The sequence below is a fragment of the Streptomyces sp. NPDC017979 genome (assembly GCF_044328175.1).
Taxonomy (GTDB): domain Bacteria; phylum Actinomycetota; class Actinomycetes; order Streptomycetales; family Streptomycetaceae; genus Streptomyces.
On sequence record NZ_JBIRGU010000004.1, the window covers coordinates 27,899 to 47,952 of the forward strand.

Genomic DNA, 20,054 nt, shown 5'->3' on the forward strand with positions numbered 1-20,054 from the left:
GGGGCGGCCGGTGTTGGTCTCGACATCATCCCTCTTACGGGGGGGGGGGGGGGGCGGCGGGGGGGGGGGGGGGGGGGGGCGCCGGGGGGGCGCCCCCCCCCCCCCCCCGCCGACGGGCGCCCCTCCCCCTTCCTCCTCCCGCACTCCACAACTTGATCAGGACCCCATGAAGAAGCGCCTCATCGCCCTGTCCGCGTCCACCCTCGCCCTCGCCCTGACGCTCACCGCCTGCGGCGGCGACGGCGACGACGGCGGGAAGTCCGCCGCGTCCGTCGACATCAGCCACATCCACGGCGTCGGCGTCCACCCCACCGACGGCAAGCTCTACGTCGCCACGCACAACGGCGTGTACACCCCGGGCGACAAGAACGCGCCCGTCCTCGTGGGCGACCGCAAGGACGACTTCATGGGGTTCACCATCACCGGCGACGGCGCGTTCCTCGCCAGCGGGCACCCCGCGCCCGGCCGGGACGCCCCCGCCAACCTCGGTCTGATCGAGAGCGCCGACACCGGCAAGACCTGGAAGGACAGGTCCCTCACCGGCGAGGTCGACTTCCACTCCCTCGAATACGCGCACTCCACCATCTACGGCTACGACAGCACCAACGGACTGCTGCGCGTCAGCAAGGACGGCTCCACCTGGGAGACCCGGAGCGAGCTGAAGGCGCTCGACCTCGCCGTCAGCCCCACCGACCCCGAAACCGTCCTCGCCACCACCGAGTCCGGGGTCGTCCGCAGCACCGACGGCGGAATGACCTTCGGGCCCGGAGCCGAGCCGGTGATGGCGTTCCTGTCGTGGTCGGACGCGAAGGCGCTGTACGGCATCGACCCCGCGGGCAAGATCAGCGTCAGCCCCGACGGCGGAAAGACCTGGAAGCAGACGGGCACGGCGCCGGGCGGCCAGCCGCAGGCGCTGACCGCGATCGGCGCGCAGCGGCTGATCGCGGCGACCGGCGACGGCGTGTACGAGTCGCAGGACGGCGGCGCCACCTTCACCAAGCGCCTCGACGTCACGTCGGGTGGCGGGCACTGAGCAGGGGCCCGAGACGGGGCGTCGGACGGGCCGCGCGGATGCGGGGCGGTTGCGCCGGGCGTTGACTGGGAGCGTGGCGCCCCTCGCCCGTCGCACCCCCGGCGCCCGCTTCGAAGGATGACGACCCAAGGTGGCCGAACCGGAGCTCGACCTGCCGCGCTCGCTGCTCCGGGCGGGTCTCGCCGACCCCGAGCACCTGCCCGAGCACCTGGCCCGGTTCGCGCTGCGACACATGGGGCCGGTCGCGGACCGCGCGGTGGCCAGGACCCGGGAGCAGCACCCCGGGGCCGATCCGGCGGAGCTGCGCGCCCTCGTCGTGGCGCGCGGCCGGCGCAACACCGTCACCGAGGGCGCCTTCGTCGGCGGGCCCTTCCTGCTGCTGATCCCGGTGGCGTTCTGCGCGGCGCTGCTGAACCAGGCCCGTACGGTGCTGGAACTGGCCGGTCTCGACGGTCGGGACCCGACGTCGCCCGAGCGGGCGGCGGAGCTGCTGGTGCTGATGGGGGTGCACCCGGACACCGCGAGCGCGCGCACCGCGCTGGCGGCCCCGGCCTCGGCGCGGGCGGGGGCCCGCCGGGCGGTGCTGCGGCCGGGGGCGCTGTGGCGCCTCACGGTGCGCATGGCCCGACTGCTCGGGCTGCTCGACCCGCCGGGCGAGGACGGTCACCAGCGGGTCCGGTGGCGCCAGTGGGCCGTGGTCCTCACACGGTCGGTGACGGTGGGGCTGGTGTTCGTGGTGGGGCTGGTGGCGCCGTTGGTCTGGTTGCCGTACATGGCGGTGTCGTACCACGCGGCGACCGGACGGCTCACCGACCGGGCCGCGCTCTTCTACTTCAGGGAGCCGGCGCCGCAGCGGCGGGGCGACCGCAGCGTGCCGGGGCTCGCCCTCTCGTACGTCAAGGCGCTGGGCTCGATGGCGCTGCCGGTCCTGGCGACGTTCCTCGTGCTGGTGGCGGGGGTGCGCATCGAGCACTCCCGGTGGCCGGTGGTGACCATGGCGCTGGTGCTGCTCTCGGTGGCCACCGGGGCGTTCTGGCAGGCGCGCCGGGGACGGGCGCGCGGGAAGTGAGTGCGCGACGCCCGGCACGGCGCACGCGCTGGGCGCGGGTCCGCACCCGGCCCCCGACGCGTGCGGACCCGCCGAGGGCGGTCCGTCAACTGCGGTGTGCCCCGCCCACGCGAGTACCAAAGTATGCGTGGATCCGTCCGGTTCCCATCCCCGGGATCTGGGGGTACGTCCTAGCCTGCGCGGGTGACCTCGGCTCCCCGCCCCCAACGTGCCGCCGCCCCCGATCCCGCGGTGGCACGGCGCTCGCTCCTCGGCTCCCTCGACCGGTCGTTGCGCGCCCTCGGCCCCGGCTCCGAGGGCGGCGCACCGGTCTTCCTCGACGTGTTGCGGGCCGCCGCAGGAGCGCTGCTGCACGCCGTACCGGCGGACGTGTGGTGCGCCGTGGCCCTCGACCCCGCGACGCTCCTCGACACCGGCGGGTTGCACGAGCACGGGTTCCCGCAGAGCGTGATGCCGCGCCTCTTCGAGATCGAGCACGCCGATCAGGCGGGGGTGGACAACGTCCGGGCGCTGGCCCGCCGCAGCGCCCCGGCCAGTCTCCTGAGCGCCTCCATGCAGGGCCGGGTGACGCGCAGCGTGTACTGGCGGGACGTCCTGCGTCCGGTGGGGCTCGCGGACGAATTGCGGGTGGTGCTGCGGGACGGCGCGCGCACCTGGGGCCTGTTCGTGCTGTGCCGGGGCGCCGACGCACCGCCCTTCACGGCCGCCGAAGTCCGGCTGGCGTCGGCGGTCAGCGCACCGGTCACGGTCGCGCTGCGTCGCTCCCTGCTGCTGACGGGGATCGACCGCGCGGACGTTCCGGACGCGGCGGGGCTGTTGGTGGTCGACGACGCGGGGCGCACCCGGCTGTGCACGGCCACCGCCGAGCGCTGGCTCGCGCTGATCCAGGAGGCCCATCCGCCGCCGGGGCAGCGCTTCCCGTACGCCCTGACGGCGCTGGTCAACCGGGCCCGTACGGCGGGGCTCGGAGTGCAAGTGCGGTCCCGGGCCATCAGTCTGACCGGACACTGGGTCACGCTCAGCGCCTGGCGCGAAGCGTCGTACGACGCCGGGCGCGAGGCGGACGCGGCCGACGGCGAAGCCCTGACCTACGTGTCGCTGGCCGCCAGCCATCCGCGGGAGCTCACGGCCATCGTGCTCGACGCGTACGGACTGACGCCGCGGGAGCGCCAGGTCGCCCAGCACGTGCTCCTCGGCCACTCGACGGCCGAGATGTCGGCCCGGCTGCACATCGCCGAGTACACCGTCCAGGACCATCTGCGGAAGGTCTTCGACAAGGCGGGGGTGCGCAGCCGCCGGGACTTCAGCGGGGAGCTGTTCCAACGCTGCTACCTGCCGCGGCTGGACGACCCGCCGCTGACCACGGACGGTCGGATGCGCGAGGACGACGGGTACGGGCGCGGGGCGCCGGGGGCGTGAACGGGTCCGCCCCGCCTCCGGCAACGGGCTGCCGGGGGCGGGGCGGGGACGTGCACGGGGAGGGACCGCGGGGCGCGCCCCGCGGTCCCGTCACCGATCGTCAGCCGAGGGCCGCGATCGCCTCGTTGAAGGTCCGGGACGGACGCATCACGGCCGCCGCCTTCGCCGGGTCGGGCTGGTAGTAGCCGCCGATGTCCACCGACGCGCCCTGGACGCCGAGCAGCTCGGAGACGATGGTCTCCTCCTGCTCGGACAGCGTCTTGGCGAGCGCCGCGAACGCCTCCGCGAGCTGCGCGTCGTCGGTCTGCTGGGCCAGCTCCTGCGCCCAGTACAGCGACAGGTAGAAGTGGCTGCCGCGGTTGTCGATGCCGCCGACGCGGCGGGTCGGCGACTTGTCCTCGTTGAGGAAGGTGCCGGTGGCCCGGTCCAGGGTCTCGGCGAGCACCTTCGCACGGGCGTTGCCCGTCGAGGTGGCCAGGTGCTCGAAGCTGACCGCGAGGGCCAGGAACTCGCCCAGGCTGTCCCAGCGGAGGTAGTTCTCCTTGACGAGCTGCTGGACGTGCTTGGGCGCGGAGCCGCCGGCGCCGGTCTCGAAGAGGCCGCCGCCCGCCATCAGCGGGACGACCGACAGCATCTTGGCGCTGGTGCCCAGCTCCAGGATGGGGAACAGGTCGGTCAGGTAGTCGCGCAGCACGTTGCCGGTGACGGAGATGGTGTCCTCGCCGCGGCGGATGCGCTCCAGGGAGTAGCTCGTCGCGTCGACCGGCGCCAGGATCTCGATGGTGAGCCCGTCGGTGTCGTGCTCCGGCAGGTACTGCTTGACCTTCTCGATGAGCTGCGCGTCGTGGGCGCGGCCCTCGTCCAGCCAGAAGACGGCCGGGACGCCGGTGGCACGGGCGCGGGTGACGGCGAGCTTGACCCAGTCCTGGATCGGCAGGTCCTTGGTCTGGCACATCCGGAAGACGTCGCCGGCGGCGACCGGCTGCTCCAGGACCGCGTTGCCGGCGGCGTCGACGACGCGCACGGTGCCGGCGGAGGCGACCTCGAAGGTCTTGTCGTGGCTGCCGTACTCCTCGGCCTTCTGGGCCATCAGGCCGACGTTCGGCACGGAGCCCATGGTGGCGGGGTCGAAGGCGCCGTTGGCCCGGCAGTCGTCGATGACGACCTGGTAGACGCCGGCGTAGCTGCTGTCCGGGAGGACGGCGAGGGTGTCGGCCTCCTGGCCGTCGGGGCCCCACATGTGGCCGGAGGTGCGGATCATCGCCGGCATGGAGGCGTCCACGATGACGTCGCTGGGCACGTGGAGGTTGGTGATGCCGCGGTCCGAGTCGACCATGGCCAGCTCGGGGCCGGCGGCGATCTCGGCGTCGAAGGACGCCTTGATCGCGGCGCCCTCCGGCAGCGACTCCAGGCCCTTGAAGATGGTGCCGAGGCCGTCGTTCGGGCTCAGGCCGGCTGCGGCGAGGGCGGCGCCGTGCTCCGCGAAGGTGTTCGGGAAGAAGGCGCGCAGCACGTGGCCGAAGACGATCGGGTCGGAGACCTTCATCATCGTGGCCTTGAGGTGCACGGAGAAGAGGACGTCCTCGGCCTTGGCGCGGGCGACCTGGGCCGTGAGGAACTCGCGCAGCGCCGCGACCCGCATCACGGAGGCGTCGACGACCTCACCGGCGAGCACGGGGACCGACTCGCGCAGCACGGTGGTGGTGCCGTCCTCGCCGACCAGCTCGATGCGGAGCGAGCCCGCCTCGGCGACGACGGCGGACTTCTCCGTGGAGCGGAAGTCGTCGGCGGTCATGTGCGCGACGTTGGTCTTCGACTCCGCGGACCAGGCGCCCATGCGGTGCGGGTGGGCCTTGGCGTAGTTCTTCACCGACGCGGGGGCGCGACGGTCGGAGTTGCCCTCGCGCAGCACCGGGTTCACGGCGCTGCCCTTGACCTTGTCGTAACGGGCGCGTACGTCGCGCTCCTCGTCGGTCTTGGGGTCGTCCGGGTAGTCGGGGAGGGCGTAGCCCTTCTCCTGGAGCTCGGCGACCGCGGCCTTGAGCTGCGGGATCGAGGCGGAGATGTTCGGCAGCTTGATGATGTTGGCGTCCGGCGTCTTGGCCAGCTCGCCCAGCTCGGCGAGGGCGTCCTCGATCCGCTGGCCCTCCTCCAGGTGCTCCGGGAAGTGGGCGATGATGCGGCCCGCCAGGGAGATGTCACGGCTCTCCACGGCGACCCCGGCGGTGGCGGCGTACGCCTTGATCACCGGCAGGAACGAATACGTCGCCAAGGCCGGGGCCTCGTCGGTGTGCGTGTAGATGATCGTTGAATCAGTCACCGGGTGCTCCGCTCCACTCCACGTCTGCAACATTGCTCGATGTCAAGATATCCGATTGCTCGACGTCAAGATATCTGGTGGTCGGCCACCTCCCGACGGGCCCCCGCCATCCGACCCCAGCAGGCCCCTGCCCTGCATGCGGCGGAGCAAGACGTGAGCTGGGTCTCCCGATGGAGATAGCTTCATGGTTCACTGATCAAGAAAAGCTTTTGGCTCGCTGCAGGAGGCGCTTCCATGCCCGACCGTGACCCCCGGTTCGCTTCCACCGCCGACGTGCGCGCCCGAATTGACACGGGTAAGCCGCACTCGGCCCGCTTCTGGAACTACTTCGTGGGCGGCAAGGACAACTACGAGGTGGACCGGGAGATCGGGGACCACATCAAGCAGATCTTCCCGGGTCTGGTGGACGTGGCGCGCACCAGCCGGCACTTCCTGGGGCGCGCGGTGCGCCATCTGGCGACGGAGCAGGGCGTCCGCAACTTCCTCGACATCGGCACCGGGCTGCCGACCGCCGACAACACCCACGAGGTCGCACAGCGCGTCGCGCCGGACGCGCACATCGTCTACGTCGACAACGACCCGCTCGTCCTCGCGCACGCCCGCGCGCTGCTGACCAGCACGCCGGAGGGGAAGACGGCGTACATCGACGCGGACCTGTACTCGCCGGAGAAGATCCTCCAGGAGGCGGGCGGCACCCTGGACCTCTCGCAGCCGGTGGCGCTGATGCTCCTCAACGTGCTCGGGCACGTCGCCGACCACGAGCGCGCCAAGGAGCTGGTGTCGTCGTTGATGGCGGGCCTGCCGTCCGGCAGCTTCCTGGTGATCAGCGACTCGACCTCCACCAGCGACGGCATGGTCGCCGCGTCGAAGGCGTACAACGACAGCGGGGCGGTGCCCTACTACGTGCGCAGCGTGGCGGAGATCGCCGGTTTCTTCGACGGCCTGGAGCTGGTGGAGCCGGGAGTCGCCCAGGTCACCCGCTGGCGGGCGGAGGAGGGCGCGGCGCCCGAGGACGTGGACGCGTACTGCGGAGTGGCCCGCAAGCCGTAATCGCAGCCTCAACGCCCGTACGCCGGGCGGAACTTCTTCGCGGGCCGTAGCCTTTGAGGCGACGGCCCGCGAGCCGTACACCCTCCGTCCTTGCGCATCCGCCCACGGTTGGCCATGGGGCACGGCCACAACCACCCACGGTCGTACGCCGCCCTCCCCCAGCACCTCCGGAAGATGCACGAAGCGACCTCCCACGGTCTGACGCGGAGCGGGAGTTGGACGGCCTAGCGTCTATCGCATGATGCGACTCACCCGCACCGCCACGGCGGTCGCCCTCGCCTTGAGCCTCGCGCTGCCGGTCGCGGTGGCGTCCTCGGCGTCCGCCGCCGATGCGCCGCCTGCCGCCCCGGCGGCGGAGGCCCCCCGCAAGCAGGCCCTGCAACTGCCGCGCCCCACCGGTCAGTACGGGGTCGGCAGCTCCGTCTTCCACCTCGTCGACCGCTCCCGCAAGGACCCGTGGGTGCCGACGGCCGACGGGCGCGAGTTGATGGTGACGATGCACTATCCCGCGGCGCGCCGGGGCGGTGGCGGCGCCCCCGCCCGGTATGCGACCACGGCGGAGGCCAAGGCCCTGATCGAGGGGTTCGGGGTCCGGGGAGTGCCGCCGGAGGTGTTGAGCGCGACGCGTACGCACAGCCGGGTCGGGGCGCGGCCCGCGGCGGGGAAGTTCCCGCTGGTGGTGCTCTCGCCGGGCTTCAGCGCGTCCCGGTTCACGCTCACCAACGCCGCCGAGGATCTCGCCAGCCGGGGCTATGTCGTCGCCCTGGTGGACCATGCCTACGAGTCCTTCGGCATGTCGATGCCGGGCGGACGGACGTTGTCCTGCGTGGCGTGCAAGGCGCTGGACGTGGAGGGGGTGCCCGCCAGCGTGGTCACCTCCACGCGCGCCAAGGACGTGTCGTTCCTGCTGGACCGGCTGACCGGGCGCAAGGCCGAGCGGCAGCACCCGGAGTTGTCCCGGCTGATCGACCGCCGGCGAATAGGCATGGCCGGGCACTCGATCGGCGGCGCCAGCGCCGCGTCGACGATGGCGGGGGACCGACGGGTGCTCGCCGGCGTCAACATGGACGGGGCGTTCTGGGAGGACCTGCCCCCGCAGGGGCTCGACGGCCGGCCGTTCATGTTGCTGGGCACCGACGACGACGTGCACCGGCCCGGCGGCAAGGACACCACGTGGGACCGGATGTGGCCCACGCTGGACGGCTGGAAGCGCTGGCTGACGGTGGCCGGTTCGGACCACGGCTCCTTCTCCGACTTCCCGCTGATCCTGGCGCACTTCGGGCTGCCGCAACCGCCGCTGCCCGCCGCGCGCGCCGCGGACCTGGTGCGCACCTATCTCGCGGCCTTCTTCGACCAGCACTTGAAGGGGGTGGAGCAGCCGGCGCTGGCGGGGCCGTCGGCCCAGCATCCCGAGGTGGTGTTCCACCACCATCGGTGACGGACACCCGCTGGTGGACCGCGCGGGTCCAGGGGGCGACGTTCGGCCGGTCGACAGGGCCCTGAGGCACCGTCTGCGACCTCAACTCCCAGTTGGTCCAGACCTCTTGACGATAGGTCTGGACCAACCTACGTTGTGCCCAACACCCCCACGTACGTCTCCAGGTCCCCCACAGTCCCAGGAGGTGAGCGTGCTCGGCCGCATTCCCCCCACACCCCCCTTCGCCGCGCGCCGCCCCCTGTCCCCGGTCGACCGTCGCCGACCAACCGCTGCGGGCGACCTGTGCGGACAGGAAGGGAGCACAGCATGAGAGGTCGTCTGTCCCGGCTGCTCGGAGCCGGCCTGGCCGCTGCGATCGCCGTACCACTGCTGGCCGCGGTGTCCCCCGGTCAGGCTTCCGGCGCCGGTGTCACGGAGCGCGCCACCGTCCTGCGCGACCGACAGGGCGCATCCTGGACCGCACAGCAGAGCGCAGCCGACGTGCTGCCGCAGACCGGGGTGCGGGCCGCGCCGCGGACTTCGGCGGCGGAGACCTGCCCGGTGAAGTCCAAGCCCGCCGGCAAGGTGCTGCACGGGTACTGGGAGAACTGGGACGGCGCCGCCAACGGCGTCCATCCGCCGCTCGGCTGGATCCCGATCACCGACTCCCGCATCCGGGCCAACGGGTACAACGTGCTCAACGCGGCCTTCCCCGTCATCCGCTCGGACGGCACCGTCCTGTGGGAGGACGGCATGGACAGCACCGTCAAGGTCGCCACCCCCGCCGAGATGTGTCAGGCCAAGGCCGACGGCATGACGATCCTGATGTCCATCGGCGGCGCCGCGGCCGGCATCGACCTGAGCTCCAGCGCGGTCGCCGACCGGTTCGTGGCCACCGTCGTCCCCCTGTTGAAGAAGTACAACTTCGACGGGATCGACATCGACATCGAGACCGGTCTCGTCGGCAGCGGCAACATCAACCAGCTCTCCGCCTCCCAGGCGAACCTGATCCGCATCATCGACGGCGTGCTCGCCCAGATGCCGCCGAACTTCGGCCTGACCATGGCGCCGGAGACCGCGTACGTCACCGGCGGCAGCGTCGTGTACGGCTCGATCTGGGGCTCGTACCTGCCGATCATCAAGAAGTACGCGGACAACGGCCGGCTCTGGTGGCTCAACATGCAGTACTACAACGGGAGTTACTACGGCTGCTCGGGCGACTCCTACCAGGCCGGCACGGTCGAGGGCTTCCGGGCGCAGACCGACTGCCTCAACCGCGGGCTGGTGATCCAGGGCACCACGATCCGGGTGCCGTACGACAAGCAGGTCCCGGGGTTGCCGGCCCAGCAGGGCGCGGGCGGCGGATACATGCCGCCGAGCCTGGTCTCCCAGGCGTGGAACAGCTACGGCGGGTCCCTCAAGGGCCTGATGACCTGGTCCCTGAACTGGGACGGATCGCGGAACTGGACCTTCGGCAACAACGTCAAGGCGCTCCAGGGCCGCTGACGCCCCGATGAACCGGTGGGCCGCCTTCGCTCTGGGGGCCGGGCGGCCCACCGCTCTCCCGACCGCCGCACTCCCCCGCCGTTCCAGGCGGCCGCGTCCACGGGCGCGCCTGCCGCGGCCCGGCGCCCCCAGGCCGCACCATGGGCGCGATGAGTGCATGGGAACCGGTGCTGGTCCTGCTCGGCGTCGTCGCGGCGGGCGTCGCGCTCCTGTACGGCGGGGGCGCCTGGCTCGCCGTCGTGCGCCGGCCCCTGGTCGCGGAACCCTTCAGCGGAGGGCTCGCGCCGCGTGAGCACGCCTTCTCGCGCTACCACGCGCGCTGGTACCCGATCACGATGGTCTTCCTCGCCTTCGACATGGAGATGTTGTTCATGTACCCGTGGGCGACGGTCGTCGTCGACGTGGGGACGAGCGCGGTGGTGGAGATGTTCCTCTTCCTCGGGATCCTGTTCGCCGCCGTCGGCTACGCCTGGCGCGAGGGGGCGTTCCGATGGGCCTGAGGGCGGCGCTGCGGCGGGCGGCCGTGGCCCGGCCGGGCGTGCTGTTGGTGGCCCGGCCCGGCGGGACCGCCGTGCGGTTGGCTGCGGAGGCCGAGGTCCGCCGGCGCGGCTGGCCGCAGGTGTCGGCGCCGGCCGCGGCCAATCTGCTGGTGGTCGCGGGCGACGGCGCGGGCGAGGACGGCTGGGTGGAGGCGGTGTGGCGACAGGTGCCCGCGCCACGGGCCAGGGTCACCCTCCCGGCGCCCTCATCGGTCGCGGCGCGGTTGGACGCGGGAGCGGCGCTGCTGACCCGGGAACCGGTGCCGTCCGCCCCGTACGCCCCCAGAGACCCCGCAGACCCCGCAGACCTCCATGCCGCCGAGCGGGTGATGGCCGACCGTGCCGCCGACCGCGACGGACTGCGGCTGGACGTGCTCCACCTCCCCCTCGGGCCCGCGCTCGCCGACTGGCCGTGCGGGCTGGTGCTGGACACCGCGCTCCAGGGCGACGTCGTCCAGCGCGCCGACGTGCGCTGCCTCCCCGCGCCCGAGGGAACGCAGCCGTACTGGAACGAGCCCTGGTTGCGGGCGCTGCGCGGACGGGCCGTGACCCGGGACGAGGCGGCCCGGCGCCGCTGCGCCGCGCACCTCGACAGCCTCGGCCGCTTCCTCGCCGTCAGCGGTTGGCCGGCCGCCGCCGTCAGCGCCCGCCGACTGCGGGACGGCGTCGTCGCGGGCGCCGCACCGGACCCGGGGCCGTTCGTCCGTCGGGTCTCCCGCTCCCGGACGCTGCGCTGGCTGACCGCCGGACTCGGCCCGTTGCCGTCTTCGCGCGCCCATGAACTGGGGGTGACGGGACCGGCCCTGGTGGCCGACGGGGACGCCCTGGACCGCGTCCACGTCTGGCTCGACGACGTCGTCCGCAGCGCCGCCGACTTCGGCGACCTCCGGCCGCTGTCGCACACCGAAGCGCAAGGGCCCCGGGGCAGGGTGGACCGCGCGCAGCCGCCGTCCGCCGCGCTGCTGCTGGCACTGGAACAGTTGCTGCCCGGGACGGAGTTCGCCGCCGCCCGGCTGATCGTGGCCAGCCTGGACCCGGACGTCGACGAGTTGGCGCCGGCGTCGAGGGCCGCCCGTGGCTGACGTCGCGCCCCTGTGGGCCACCGCAGTCCTGCCCTTCGCCCTGACGGGCGCCGCACTGGCCACCGCCGCCTGCCACGCGGTGCTCGCCGGCCGCCCGACCTCGCCGCGGGCCCTGGCACGCCACGCGGCCGCCCCCGTGCGGGAGGTGCTGCGGCTGCTCGTGCAGCAGCCGCGCCGCACGCCGGCCGCCGACACCGCCTTGTTGCGGGTCGGCGTGGTGTTGGTGCCGGTGGCGGCCGTGCTCGCGGGCGCGGTCCTGCCGCTGGGCTTCACCGCCGTCGCCGACCCTTCCGTCGGCGTGGTGTGGTTCAACGCGATGGAGGCCCTTGCCTGGGCCGCGGTGTGGCTGGCGGGGTGGGGCCCGAACTCGGCGCTGGCGCTGATCGGCGGCTACCGGTTCCTGGCGCAGGGGCTGGCGTACGAACTGCCGCACATGTTCGCCCTCACCACCGCCGCGCTCGGCGCACAGTCGCTGCGCGTGGGGGACGTCGTCGACGCCCAGGAGTCGCTGTGGTTCGTGGTCTGGATGCCGGTGGCGTTCGCGGTCTACCTCGCCAGCGCCCTCGCGATGTCGTTCTGGGGGCCGTTCGACCGGCCGACCGGGGGCGACGTGGCGGGCGGCGTCGCGGCCGAGCTGTCCGGGGTGGACCGGTTGGCGCTGCTGGGCGGCCGGTGGCTGCTGCTGGTGGTCACCGCGGCGTTCTCGGTGCCGCTGTTCCTCGGCGGCGGCCACGGGCCCTGGCTGCCGCCGTGGGCCTGGACGCTGGTGAAGACGGCGGTCGTCCTCGCGGTGCTGGGCGCGGTGCGGGAGCGGCTGCCGGCGCTGCGGATGGACCGGTACGTGGAGTTGGCCTGGTTGGTGCTGGTGCCGCTGGTGCTGCTCCAGGCCCTGGTGGTCGCCGTCCTGGTGCTGATCCCGTGACCCCGCCCCCGGACCTGAGCCCGAACCCGGGGAGCGCGGTGCGGAGTCGATGACCGACGGGATCTTCTGGGCGCTCGCGGTCGTCGCGGTCGTCGCCGCGGTGTGGGTGTTCCGCTTCGACTCGATGGCCCGCGCCACGTACGCGCTGCTGACCTCCCTGCTGTGCACGGGCGGTGTGGTGGTGCTGCTGGGCCTGGACTACCTGGGCGTGGTGATCGTGCTGATGATGACCGTCGAGATGGCCCTGATGGCGGTGTTCATGGTGATGTTCATGATGAACCCGGCCGGTCTGATGCCGATGACGATGGTGCACAACACCCGGGGCGCCGCCGTGATCTGCACGGCGCTGTTCGCCGCGCTCGCCGCCGCCGTCCTGCTCGTCCCCTGGCCCGAGCGGCGCGGCCGGCCCCCGGCCGATGCGACCGAGCAGTTGGGGCTCTCCCTGATGGGCCCGCAGATGTTGACGATGATGACGCTCGGGATGGCGCTGTTCGCCGCCATCGTCGGCACGGTGGTGCTGGCGACCCGACGCGGCCGGTACGACCGCTACGGCGACGACCTGTCCGCGGCCCGGGCGGCGGACCCCGTGCGGGGCGGGGTGGGCCGATGAGCTTGGCAGCCGTTCTGCTGCTCGCCGCCGCGCTGCTCGCGGTGGGGCTGTTCGGCGCGCTGACCCAGCAGTCGGTGGTGATGTTGATGATGGGGCTGGAGCTGATGTTGGGCGGGGTGATCGTGGCCGCCGCCGGCGTCTGGCGCCACGTCGCCCCGGCGTCCGCGGACGGTCAGGTGCTGGTGGTGCTCGCGGTGACCGTGATGGCCGTGGAGATGGCGATCGGCTTCGCCGTGGTCACCGCGCTCTTCCGGGCCCGCGAGGTCGACGTCACCGACGGTGCGACGGAGTTGCGGGGGTGAGCGGGCTCCTGTGGGCGCTGGTCCTCCTGCCGCTGGGCGGCGGGGTGCTGTTGGCGTGCGCGGGGCGCCGTGCCGACCGGCTCGCCGCCCCCGTCGCCGTGGCGCTCGGCGCCGTCGACCTCGCCCTCGGCTGCGTGGCTGCGGTCGTCCGGCCCGCGGCGAAGGCCCCGCTGCTGGCAGGGCTGCCGTTCCAGCTGCGGATCGACGGACTGTCCGCGCTGCTCGTGGTGACGGTCACCGCGGTGGCCGCCGTCGTCCTGCTGTTCAGCGTCTGGAGCATCGGCCCCGGCGAGGCCCGGGCCCGGTTCTTCGGGCTGATGCTGCTCTTCAGCGGCGCGATGCTGACCACGGTCACCGCGGCCGACCTGCTCACCCTGCTGATGGGGTGGGAGGTGATGGGCGCGGTGTCCTGGGCGCTGATCGGCTACTGGTGGCGGGAGCCGCGGCGGGTGCGGGCCGCCGGCACGGCGTTCCTCACCACCCGGACGGCCGACGTCGGGCTGTACGTGGCGGCGGGCGCGGCGCTCGCCGGTGTGCCGTCCGGCTCGCTCGCGCTGGACCGGCTGCACACAGCGGACGAGCCCTGGCTGTCGGTGGTCTGCGCCGGGGTGGTGGTGGCCGCACTCGGCAAGTCGGCCCAACTCCCCTTCAGCCACTGGCTCTCGCGCGCCATGCAGGGACCGAGCCCGGTCTCCGCGCTGCTGCACTCCGCGACGATGGTGGTGGCGGGCGCGTATCTGCTGCTGCGGCTGGAGCCGCTGCTCCGCGCGTCGGGCTGGGGTGCGCCGCTCGTCGCCTGGACCGGTGCGGTGACCGCCCTCGCCCTGGGGCTGGTGGCGGTGGCGCAGCGCGACCTCAAGCAGTTGCTGGCCGCGTCCAGTTGTGCCCAGATCGGTTTCATGGTGCTGGCGGCGGGGGCCGGTGGCCTTGCCGGGGGCACCTTGCAACTGATGGCGCACGCCGCGGCCAAGAGCCTCGCGTTCCTCGTCGCGGGCGCGTGGTTGACGCTGCTCGGCACGCAGGTGCTGCTGGCGCTGCGGGGCGCGGCGCGAGCGGATCGCACCACGGGTGCGGCCTTCGTCGTCGCGGCGCTGACGCTGGCCGGGCTGCCGCCGCTCGCCCTGTGGGCGGCGAAGGACCTGGTGCTCGCGGCGGCGGCACAGCACGGGCCGTGGTTGTACGCGACGGGGCTGGCGGCGGCCGTGGTCTCCGCGGTGTACGCGACCAGGGCGCTGTGGTTCGTCCTGGTCGGGGAGCGCGAGCGGGCCGGGAATCCGCCGCTCTTCGCCCGGCTCGCGCTGGTGCCGCTCGCGGCGGCGTGTCCGCTGCTGACGTTCGTCGCCTTCCCGCCGCTGCGCGACGCGTTCGTCCGGGTGCTGGGCGCCGGTCCGCAGGTCGAGCCGCACGGCGCGGAGTTCGTGCTCTCCGCCGCGCTGGCCCTTCTCGCCTCCGCCGTCTGCTGGCGGTGGGGGGCGGCCGGTGCGCCGCTGCCGCGTCCGGTGCGCGCCTGGTTCGCCGACTGGCTGGGGCTCGCGATGGCGGTGCGCGTGCTGGTGGTGCGGCCGGTGCTGGCGACGGCCGGTGCGCTCGCCGCGTTCGACGACCGGGTGCTGGACCGGGCGGTCACGGCGTCGGTACGAGGTGCGGTGCGGCTGGCCCGCTGGGTCGACGCGGCCGTGGAGCGGCGGGTGGACGGGGCCGTCCACGGCGTTGCGGGCGCGACCGCCCGGCTCGGCCGCCTCGCCCGTCGGCCGCAGACCGGTGAGGTCCACCAGTACCTCGCCCAGGCGGTCTCCGCGTTCGCGGTGCTCTCCGTCGTCCTCGTCCTCTTCGTCGTCCTCACCGGTTCGGGGTGATGCGCGTGCTCACCGTCCTCGTCCTGTTGCCGACCGCCGTCGCGGCGGCCCTGCTGTGTCTGCCGCGCCGCACTCCCCCGCGGGTGTTCCCGCTGGTGTGGACGGCCACCGCCGCGGTCGAGTCGGCGCTGGCCCTCGTCCTGTGGGCGGGGTACGGCCCGGGCGGCGGCATCCAGCACGAGACGCGGGTGCGGTGGATCCCGAGCGTCGGCATCGGCTACCACGTCGGGCTCGACGGGCTCTCGCTGCCGCTGGTGGCGCTGACGTGCGTGCTGTTCCTGGCGTGCGCGGTGTACGCGCTGCGCGAGCGGCGGCGGGCGCGGGAGTTCGCCGCGCTCTTCCTCTTCCTCCAGACGACCTGCCTCGGGCTCTTCGCCGCCCTGGACCTCATCCTGTTCTTCGTCTTCTTCGACCTGTCGATCGTGGCGATGTACTTCGTCATCGCGGGCTGGGGACACCGGGGCGCGGCCCGGGCCGCGCTCCAGTTCTTCCTGTACACGTTCGTCGGGTCGCTGGCGCTGCTGCTGGGGTTCATCGGGCTGTACCTGGCGGCGGCGCCGCACACCTTCGACATCGTGGACCTGACCCGGCAGAACCCGCTGCCGGGCGCGGGGGCGTACGCCACGCTGGTGCTGCTGGCGGTCGGGGTGGGGCTCGCGGTCAAGACGCCGACGGTGCCGTTCCACACCTGGCTGCCGCCGGCGCACACCGAGGCGCCCGCAGCGGGATCGGCGATCCTCGCGGGGGTGCTGCTGAAGATGGGCACGTACGGCTTCCTGCGGATCCTGGTGCCGCTGCTGCCGGGGGCCCTGCGGGCGTACGCGCTCGTCTTCGTCGCGGTGGGCGTGGTGTCGGTGCTGTACGGGGCGCTGGTGGCGCTGGCGCAGCGGGACTTCAAGCGGATGGTGGCGTACACCTCGGTCAACCACATGGGGTACGTCGTGCTGGCGGTCGGTGCGGCGGCGGCCGTCTCGTCCCCCGGGCGCGGCGCCCGGCACCTCGCGGTCACCGGGTCGGTGGTGCAGATGGTCAGCCACGGGCTGCTCACCGGTGCGCTGTTCCTGCTCGCGGGGGTGCTGTACGAGCGGGGGCGCACCCATGACATGGCCGCGTACTCGGGGCTCGCGGGCCCGGCGCCGGTGTTCGCCGCGCTGACGGGCGCGGCGGCCTTCGCCTCGCTCGGGCTGCCCGGGTTCTCCGGTTTCATCGCGGAGTTCCAGATCCTGGCGGGCAGTCTGGGGCCGCGGCCGGTGGCGACCGTGCTCGCGGCCCTGGGGATCGCGCTGACCGCGGGGCTGCTGTTGCGGGCGGTACAGAAGATCCTGTTGGGGCCGCTGCGGCTGCCGCGTGCGCCCGGCGCTGCCCGGCCCTTTCCGGACCTGCGGGCGCACGAGGCGGGGGCGATCGCGCCGCTGTTGGTGCTGGCGGTGGTCATCGGGGTGGCGCCGCGCTTCTTGTTGGACGTGGTGGAGCCGGCGTCCCGGGCCGTGTTGACGTTGGTGGCGCGGTGAGCGGCGCCCTCGACGCGCTGGGGGCTGCGGGCCCGATCGCGATGGCGGGCATGGCGGAGAACCCGCTCGACCTGCTGCCGGAGGTGCTGTTGGCAGCGTCCGCCGTCGGGGGTCTGCTGCTGGGGTGTTGGCTGCCGCGGGCCCGGCAGTGGCCGGTGGCGGCGCTGGGCTGCGGGGCCGCTGCGGCGGGGATCGCGGCCGCGGCGCTCCAGCCGCCGGGCCCCGCCTTCGGCGGCGCGTTCGTGGTGGACGGCGTCACCTCGGCGAGCCGGGTCGTCGTCCTCGGCGGCCTGCTGGTCGTCCTGGCGCTCAGCGTCCGGCCGCTGGCCGCGCACCCGCGGCAGAGCGAGCACGCGGTGCTGCTGCAACTCGCCTCCCTCGGTGCCCTGTTGCTGGCGGGCAGCGCGGACCTGTTGCTGCTCGCCGCCGCGTACCTGCTGGCGAGCGTCCCCTCGTACGTACTCGCCGGCTTCGGCAAGGACGCGGCGGGCACCGAGGCGGCGATGAAGTACTACGTGGTGGGAGCGCTGCTCGGGATCGTGATGCTGGGCGGGATCGTGCTGCTGTACGCGGCCGCGCGCGGGGTGGGCTACCCGGCCCTGCGGGCGGAGTTGCCGGGCGGGCCGCTGGCGCTGGCGACCGGGGGCGTCGTCGCGGTGTCGGCGGGGCTGCTGTTCAAGGCCGGGGGCGTGCCGGGGCACTTCTGGGTGCCGGACGCGGTGCAGGGCAGCGCGGCGCCGGTGGCCGCGTTCTTGACCACGGTGCCGAAGGTCGCGGCGCTCGCGGCGCTGTACCGGCTGGGGGCGGAGGCGGTGGCGGGCGCGGGGGTGCCCTGGGCGGCGCTGGTGGCGGTGGTCTCGGCGGCGTCGATGACCCTCGGCAATCTGGCGGCCTTCTTCCAGCAGGACGTCCGGCGGCTGCTGGCGTACTCGACGATCAGTCAGGTCGGTTATCTGCTGCTGCCGGTGGCGGTGGTGGGGCGCACCGAGTTGGCGCAGCCGGCGCTGCTGTTCTACCTGGCGGCGTACGCGCTGACGAACCTCGGGGCGTTCGCCGTGGTGTGCGCGCTGCCGGGGCTGCGCACGATCGACGCGTACCGGGGGCTCGGGCGGCACAGCCCGGCGCTGGCGGGCGCGCTGGCGGTCTGTCTGTTGGGACTGGTGGGGACGCCGCCGACCGCGGTGTTCCTCGGCAAGGTGACCGCGTTCAGCGCGGCGGTGGACGGCGGCTTCGCGTGGCTCGCGGTGGTGGCCGCGGCGAACACGGTGGCGTCGCTCTTCTACTACCTGCGGTGGATCGCCCCGACGGTGGCGCCCTCCGACGCGCCGGGGCCCTTGGACCGCGTACGGTCTGCCGCGGTCGTCGCGTACGCCGCGGCAGCCGGATCCGTCGCGCTGGGCGTCGCGGGAGGCCCCGTGCTGGCGCTGCTGAAGATCCCCTAGGAGTGTCCGCGAAGTCCGGTGCGTTTCCCTGCGGGTGTGGACGCAACCGCCGTTGCCCTGCGGGAGCGTTGGCTCTGCGACCCGGCGGGAAGGACGGTTGCATTCGGACGCGTTGGGGACACCCGCGGGGCCTTACGGACACGCCGTAGGACCCTAGGACCGGACTCGGGTCGGTCTCGGGTAGGTCTCGACGGGCCGGGTAGGCGGGTGGCCAGGACGTTCTTTCCTGATGGATTATTGGTCCAGACCTTTACGAGGGCGCCGATCGCCTTATAGCGTGTTCGCTGGTGAAACATCCCCCACAAGTTTCATCAACCCCCCACAAGGAGTTATGCGTTGACTGGCATCCTCGATGCCGCCCTGTGTCGTTACCGACGGCACAGCACCACCATCCTCCGGGTCTCGGTCGGACTGGTCTTCGTCTGGTTCGGCGTCATGAAGTTCGTCCCGGGCGCCAGTCCGGCACAGGACGTCGCCACTCAGACGATGGACGTCCTGGCCTTCGGCATGGTGCCCCCGGGGACCTCCCGTCCCCTGCTGGCGCTCTTCGAGACCGCGATCGGCCTCGGGCTGATCACCGGAGTGTTGTTGCGGCTGGTGTTGGCGGCCTTCTTCCTGCACATGGGCGGAGTCTTCTCCGCCCTGCTCATCCTCCCGGACCAGATGTGGAGCGCCGAGGTCCCGGCCCCGACCATGGAGGGCCAATACATCATCAAGAACGTGGTGCTGATAGCCGCTTGTCTGGCGGTGGCAGCCGACGACGGCCGCCGGTCGGTCGTGCGGCGCGGCAGGCACCGGGGTGAAGCGCCCCGGCCGCACGGCCCGGCCCAAGGGAATCAATGCTGGTCCTCGCCCGGTTGCAACGGAGGTGATCGTTCGATCACTGCCGTGGAAGCACCGAAGAAGGGCGAGGCCAACGATGGAGCGGATGCACGCTGTGCTGCATGCGGGGACGAGCGGGCTCTCCGGGGTGACGGTCGCGGAACGACCCGTTCCGTCGGTCGGCCCGGGCGAAGCGCTCATCCGACTGCGGGCGGCCGGGCTCAACCACCGCGACCTGTTCGTGGCGGAGGGCCGCTCTCCGGGTGACGCACCCCTGGTGCTGGGTGCCGACGGCGCCGGAATCGTGGCGGCCGTCGGCACCGGCACGGAGCTGTCGGTGGGCGACGAGGTGATCGTCGACCCCACCGTCGGCTGGGAGCGCGCGGCCGAGGTGCCGGAGCTGCCGGAGATCCTGGGCGGGCCGCGCGACGGCACGTTCGCCCAGTACGTGGTCGTACCGGCGCGCAACGCCCTGCCGAAGCCCGGGCACCTCGACTGGGCAGAGGCGGCGGCGCTGCCGCTCGCCGCGGTCACCGCCTACCGGGCACTGTTCACCCGGGGCGGGCTGCGCAGCGGGGAGCACGTGCTGCTGCCCGGCATCGGCGGCGGGGTCGCGACGTTCGCGCTGGCCATGGCGAAGGCGGTCGGCGCCGAGGTGACCGTCACCTCCCGCAGCGAGGACAAGCTGCGGCGCGCCCGTGACCTGGGCGCGGACCGGGCCGTGGGCAGCGGGGCCGACTGGGGTGCGGAGCTGGGTCGGTCCGTGGACCTGGTCGTCGACAGCGTGGGCTCCGCGACCTTCGACACCGCCCTCGGCACGCTGCGCGCCGGGGGCCGGCTGGTCACCCTGGGCGCCACGACGGGCCCGGACGTCGCGCTCTCGCTGCGGGAGCTGTTCTTCCGGCAGATCAGCGTGATCGGCACCTCGATGGGCAGCGCCGAGGAGTTCTCGGACATGCTGCGGCTGGTCGCCGAGCACCGGATCCGCCCGGTGGTGCACGGAGCCTTCCCGCTGGCCGAAGGGCCGCAGGCGCTGGCAGCGCTGGCGCAGGGCCGCCAGTTCGGCAAGCTGGTGCTGACGGTCGACTGAGCCCGGGCCGCACCGGCCCGCCCACCCGAACGGTCCGCCGCGCTTGCCGGGTCACGCACCCGCG

17 protein-coding genes are annotated in these 20,054 nt (G+C 73.4%); 16 read left to right on the forward strand and 1 reads right to left on the reverse strand.

Going from position 1 to position 20,054, the window contains the following annotated elements; genetic code table 11:
* The first annotated feature begins 166 nt into the window (after window positions 1–166).
* The 3 genes from ACH4E8_RS13125 (at window position 167) to ACH4E8_RS13135 (ending at window position 3,521) form a co-directional block, all read left to right on the forward strand.
* The gene (locus ACH4E8_RS13125) at window positions 167–1,033 is read left to right on the forward strand and encodes a F510_1955 family glycosylhydrolase (protein WP_398447385.1); all 867 of its coding nucleotides are present in this window, start codon (window positions 167–169) and stop codon (window positions 1,031–1,033) included.
* Window positions 1,034–1,163: 130 nt separating this feature from the next.
* Window positions 1,164–2,102, forward strand: coding sequence for a hypothetical protein (locus ACH4E8_RS13130; protein WP_398447387.1), 939 nt, complete (start codon window positions 1,164–1,166; stop codon window positions 2,100–2,102).
* A 183-nt stretch (window positions 2,103–2,285) separates the two neighbouring features.
* Complete coding sequence (locus tag ACH4E8_RS13135) at window positions 2,286–3,521, forward strand: LuxR C-terminal-related transcriptional regulator (RefSeq protein WP_398447389.1); 1,236 nt, start codon at window positions 2,286–2,288, stop codon at window positions 3,519–3,521.
* A gap of 100 nt (window positions 3,522–3,621) precedes the next feature.
* Here the strand turns inward: ACH4E8_RS13135 and ACH4E8_RS13140 are convergent, their stop codons facing one another.
* Entirely contained in the window at window positions 3,622–5,841 is a 2,220-nt protein-coding gene (locus tag ACH4E8_RS13140; protein WP_398447391.1) for an NADP-dependent isocitrate dehydrogenase, read from the reverse strand.
* A gap of 234 nt (window positions 5,842–6,075) precedes the next feature.
* On the opposite strand from ACH4E8_RS13140, the gene ACH4E8_RS13145 reads away from it, so the two are divergent.
* From ACH4E8_RS13145 to ACH4E8_RS13205, 13 genes are all read left to right on the forward strand, one after another.
* Window positions 6,076–6,891, forward strand: a complete 816-nt coding sequence (locus ACH4E8_RS13145) for an SAM-dependent methyltransferase (RefSeq protein ID WP_398447393.1) — start codon at window positions 6,076–6,078, stop codon at window positions 6,889–6,891.
* Between the two features lie 238 nt (window positions 6,892–7,129).
* A complete protein-coding gene (locus tag ACH4E8_RS13150) occupies window positions 7,130–8,329 on the forward strand; it encodes an alpha/beta hydrolase family protein (protein WP_398447395.1) in 1,200 nt (399 codons plus the stop codon).
* 306 nt (window positions 8,330–8,635) lie between these two features.
* Entirely contained in the window at window positions 8,636–9,814 is a 1,179-nt protein-coding gene (locus tag ACH4E8_RS13155) for a chitinase (RefSeq protein WP_398447397.1), read from the forward strand.
* Between the two features lie 149 nt (window positions 9,815–9,963).
* On the forward strand, window positions 9,964–10,314 hold the full coding sequence (locus tag ACH4E8_RS13160; protein ID WP_398447399.1) for an NADH-quinone oxidoreductase subunit A: 351 nt from the start codon (window positions 9,964–9,966) through the stop codon (window positions 10,312–10,314).
* Window positions 10,305–11,435, forward strand: coding sequence for a hypothetical protein (locus tag ACH4E8_RS13165; protein WP_398447401.1), 1,131 nt, complete (start codon window positions 10,305–10,307; stop codon window positions 11,433–11,435). Before ACH4E8_RS13160 ends, ACH4E8_RS13165 begins: the two co-directional genes overlap by 10 nt.
* Window positions 11,428–12,357 (forward strand): NADH-quinone oxidoreductase subunit H, encoded by a 930-nt coding sequence (locus ACH4E8_RS13170; RefSeq protein WP_398447403.1) that lies wholly within the window; start codon window positions 11,428–11,430, stop codon window positions 12,355–12,357. Before ACH4E8_RS13165 ends, ACH4E8_RS13170 begins: the two co-directional genes overlap by 8 nt.
* 49 nt (window positions 12,358–12,406) lie before the next feature.
* A complete protein-coding gene (locus ACH4E8_RS13175; protein WP_398447405.1) occupies window positions 12,407–12,967 on the forward strand; it encodes an NADH-quinone oxidoreductase subunit J in 561 nt (186 codons plus the stop codon).
* Window positions 12,964–13,269, forward strand: a complete 306-nt coding sequence (locus ACH4E8_RS13180; RefSeq protein WP_398447407.1) for an NADH-quinone oxidoreductase subunit NuoK — start codon at window positions 12,964–12,966, stop codon at window positions 13,267–13,269. The genes ACH4E8_RS13175 and ACH4E8_RS13180 overlap by 4 nt, the downstream gene beginning before the upstream one ends.
* The gene (locus ACH4E8_RS13185) at window positions 13,266–15,125 is read left to right on the forward strand and encodes a proton-conducting transporter membrane subunit (protein ID WP_398447409.1); all 1,860 of its coding nucleotides are present in this window, start codon (window positions 13,266–13,268) and stop codon (window positions 15,123–15,125) included. The genes ACH4E8_RS13180 and ACH4E8_RS13185 overlap by 4 nt, the downstream gene beginning before the upstream one ends.
* A gap of 5 nt (window positions 15,126–15,130) precedes the next feature.
* The gene (locus ACH4E8_RS13190; RefSeq protein WP_398447411.1) at window positions 15,131–16,636 is read left to right on the forward strand and encodes a NuoM family protein; all 1,506 of its coding nucleotides are present in this window, start codon (window positions 15,131–15,133) and stop codon (window positions 16,634–16,636) included.
* Window positions 16,637–16,677: 41 nt separating this feature from the next.
* On the forward strand, window positions 16,678–18,078 hold the full coding sequence (locus ACH4E8_RS13195) for an NADH-quinone oxidoreductase subunit N (RefSeq protein WP_398448284.1): 1,401 nt from the start codon (window positions 16,678–16,680) through the stop codon (window positions 18,076–18,078).
* A gap of 435 nt (window positions 18,079–18,513) precedes the next feature.
* Window positions 18,514–19,167: a hypothetical protein gene (locus ACH4E8_RS13200; RefSeq protein ID WP_398448286.1), complete on the forward strand. Its 654-nt coding sequence runs from the start codon at window positions 18,514–18,516 to the stop codon at window positions 19,165–19,167.
* Window positions 19,049–19,990, forward strand: a complete 942-nt coding sequence (locus tag ACH4E8_RS13205) for a zinc-binding dehydrogenase (RefSeq protein ID WP_398448287.1) — start codon at window positions 19,049–19,051, stop codon at window positions 19,988–19,990. Before ACH4E8_RS13200 ends, ACH4E8_RS13205 begins: the two co-directional genes overlap by 119 nt.
* The last annotated feature ends 64 nt before the right edge of the window (window positions 19,991–20,054 follow it).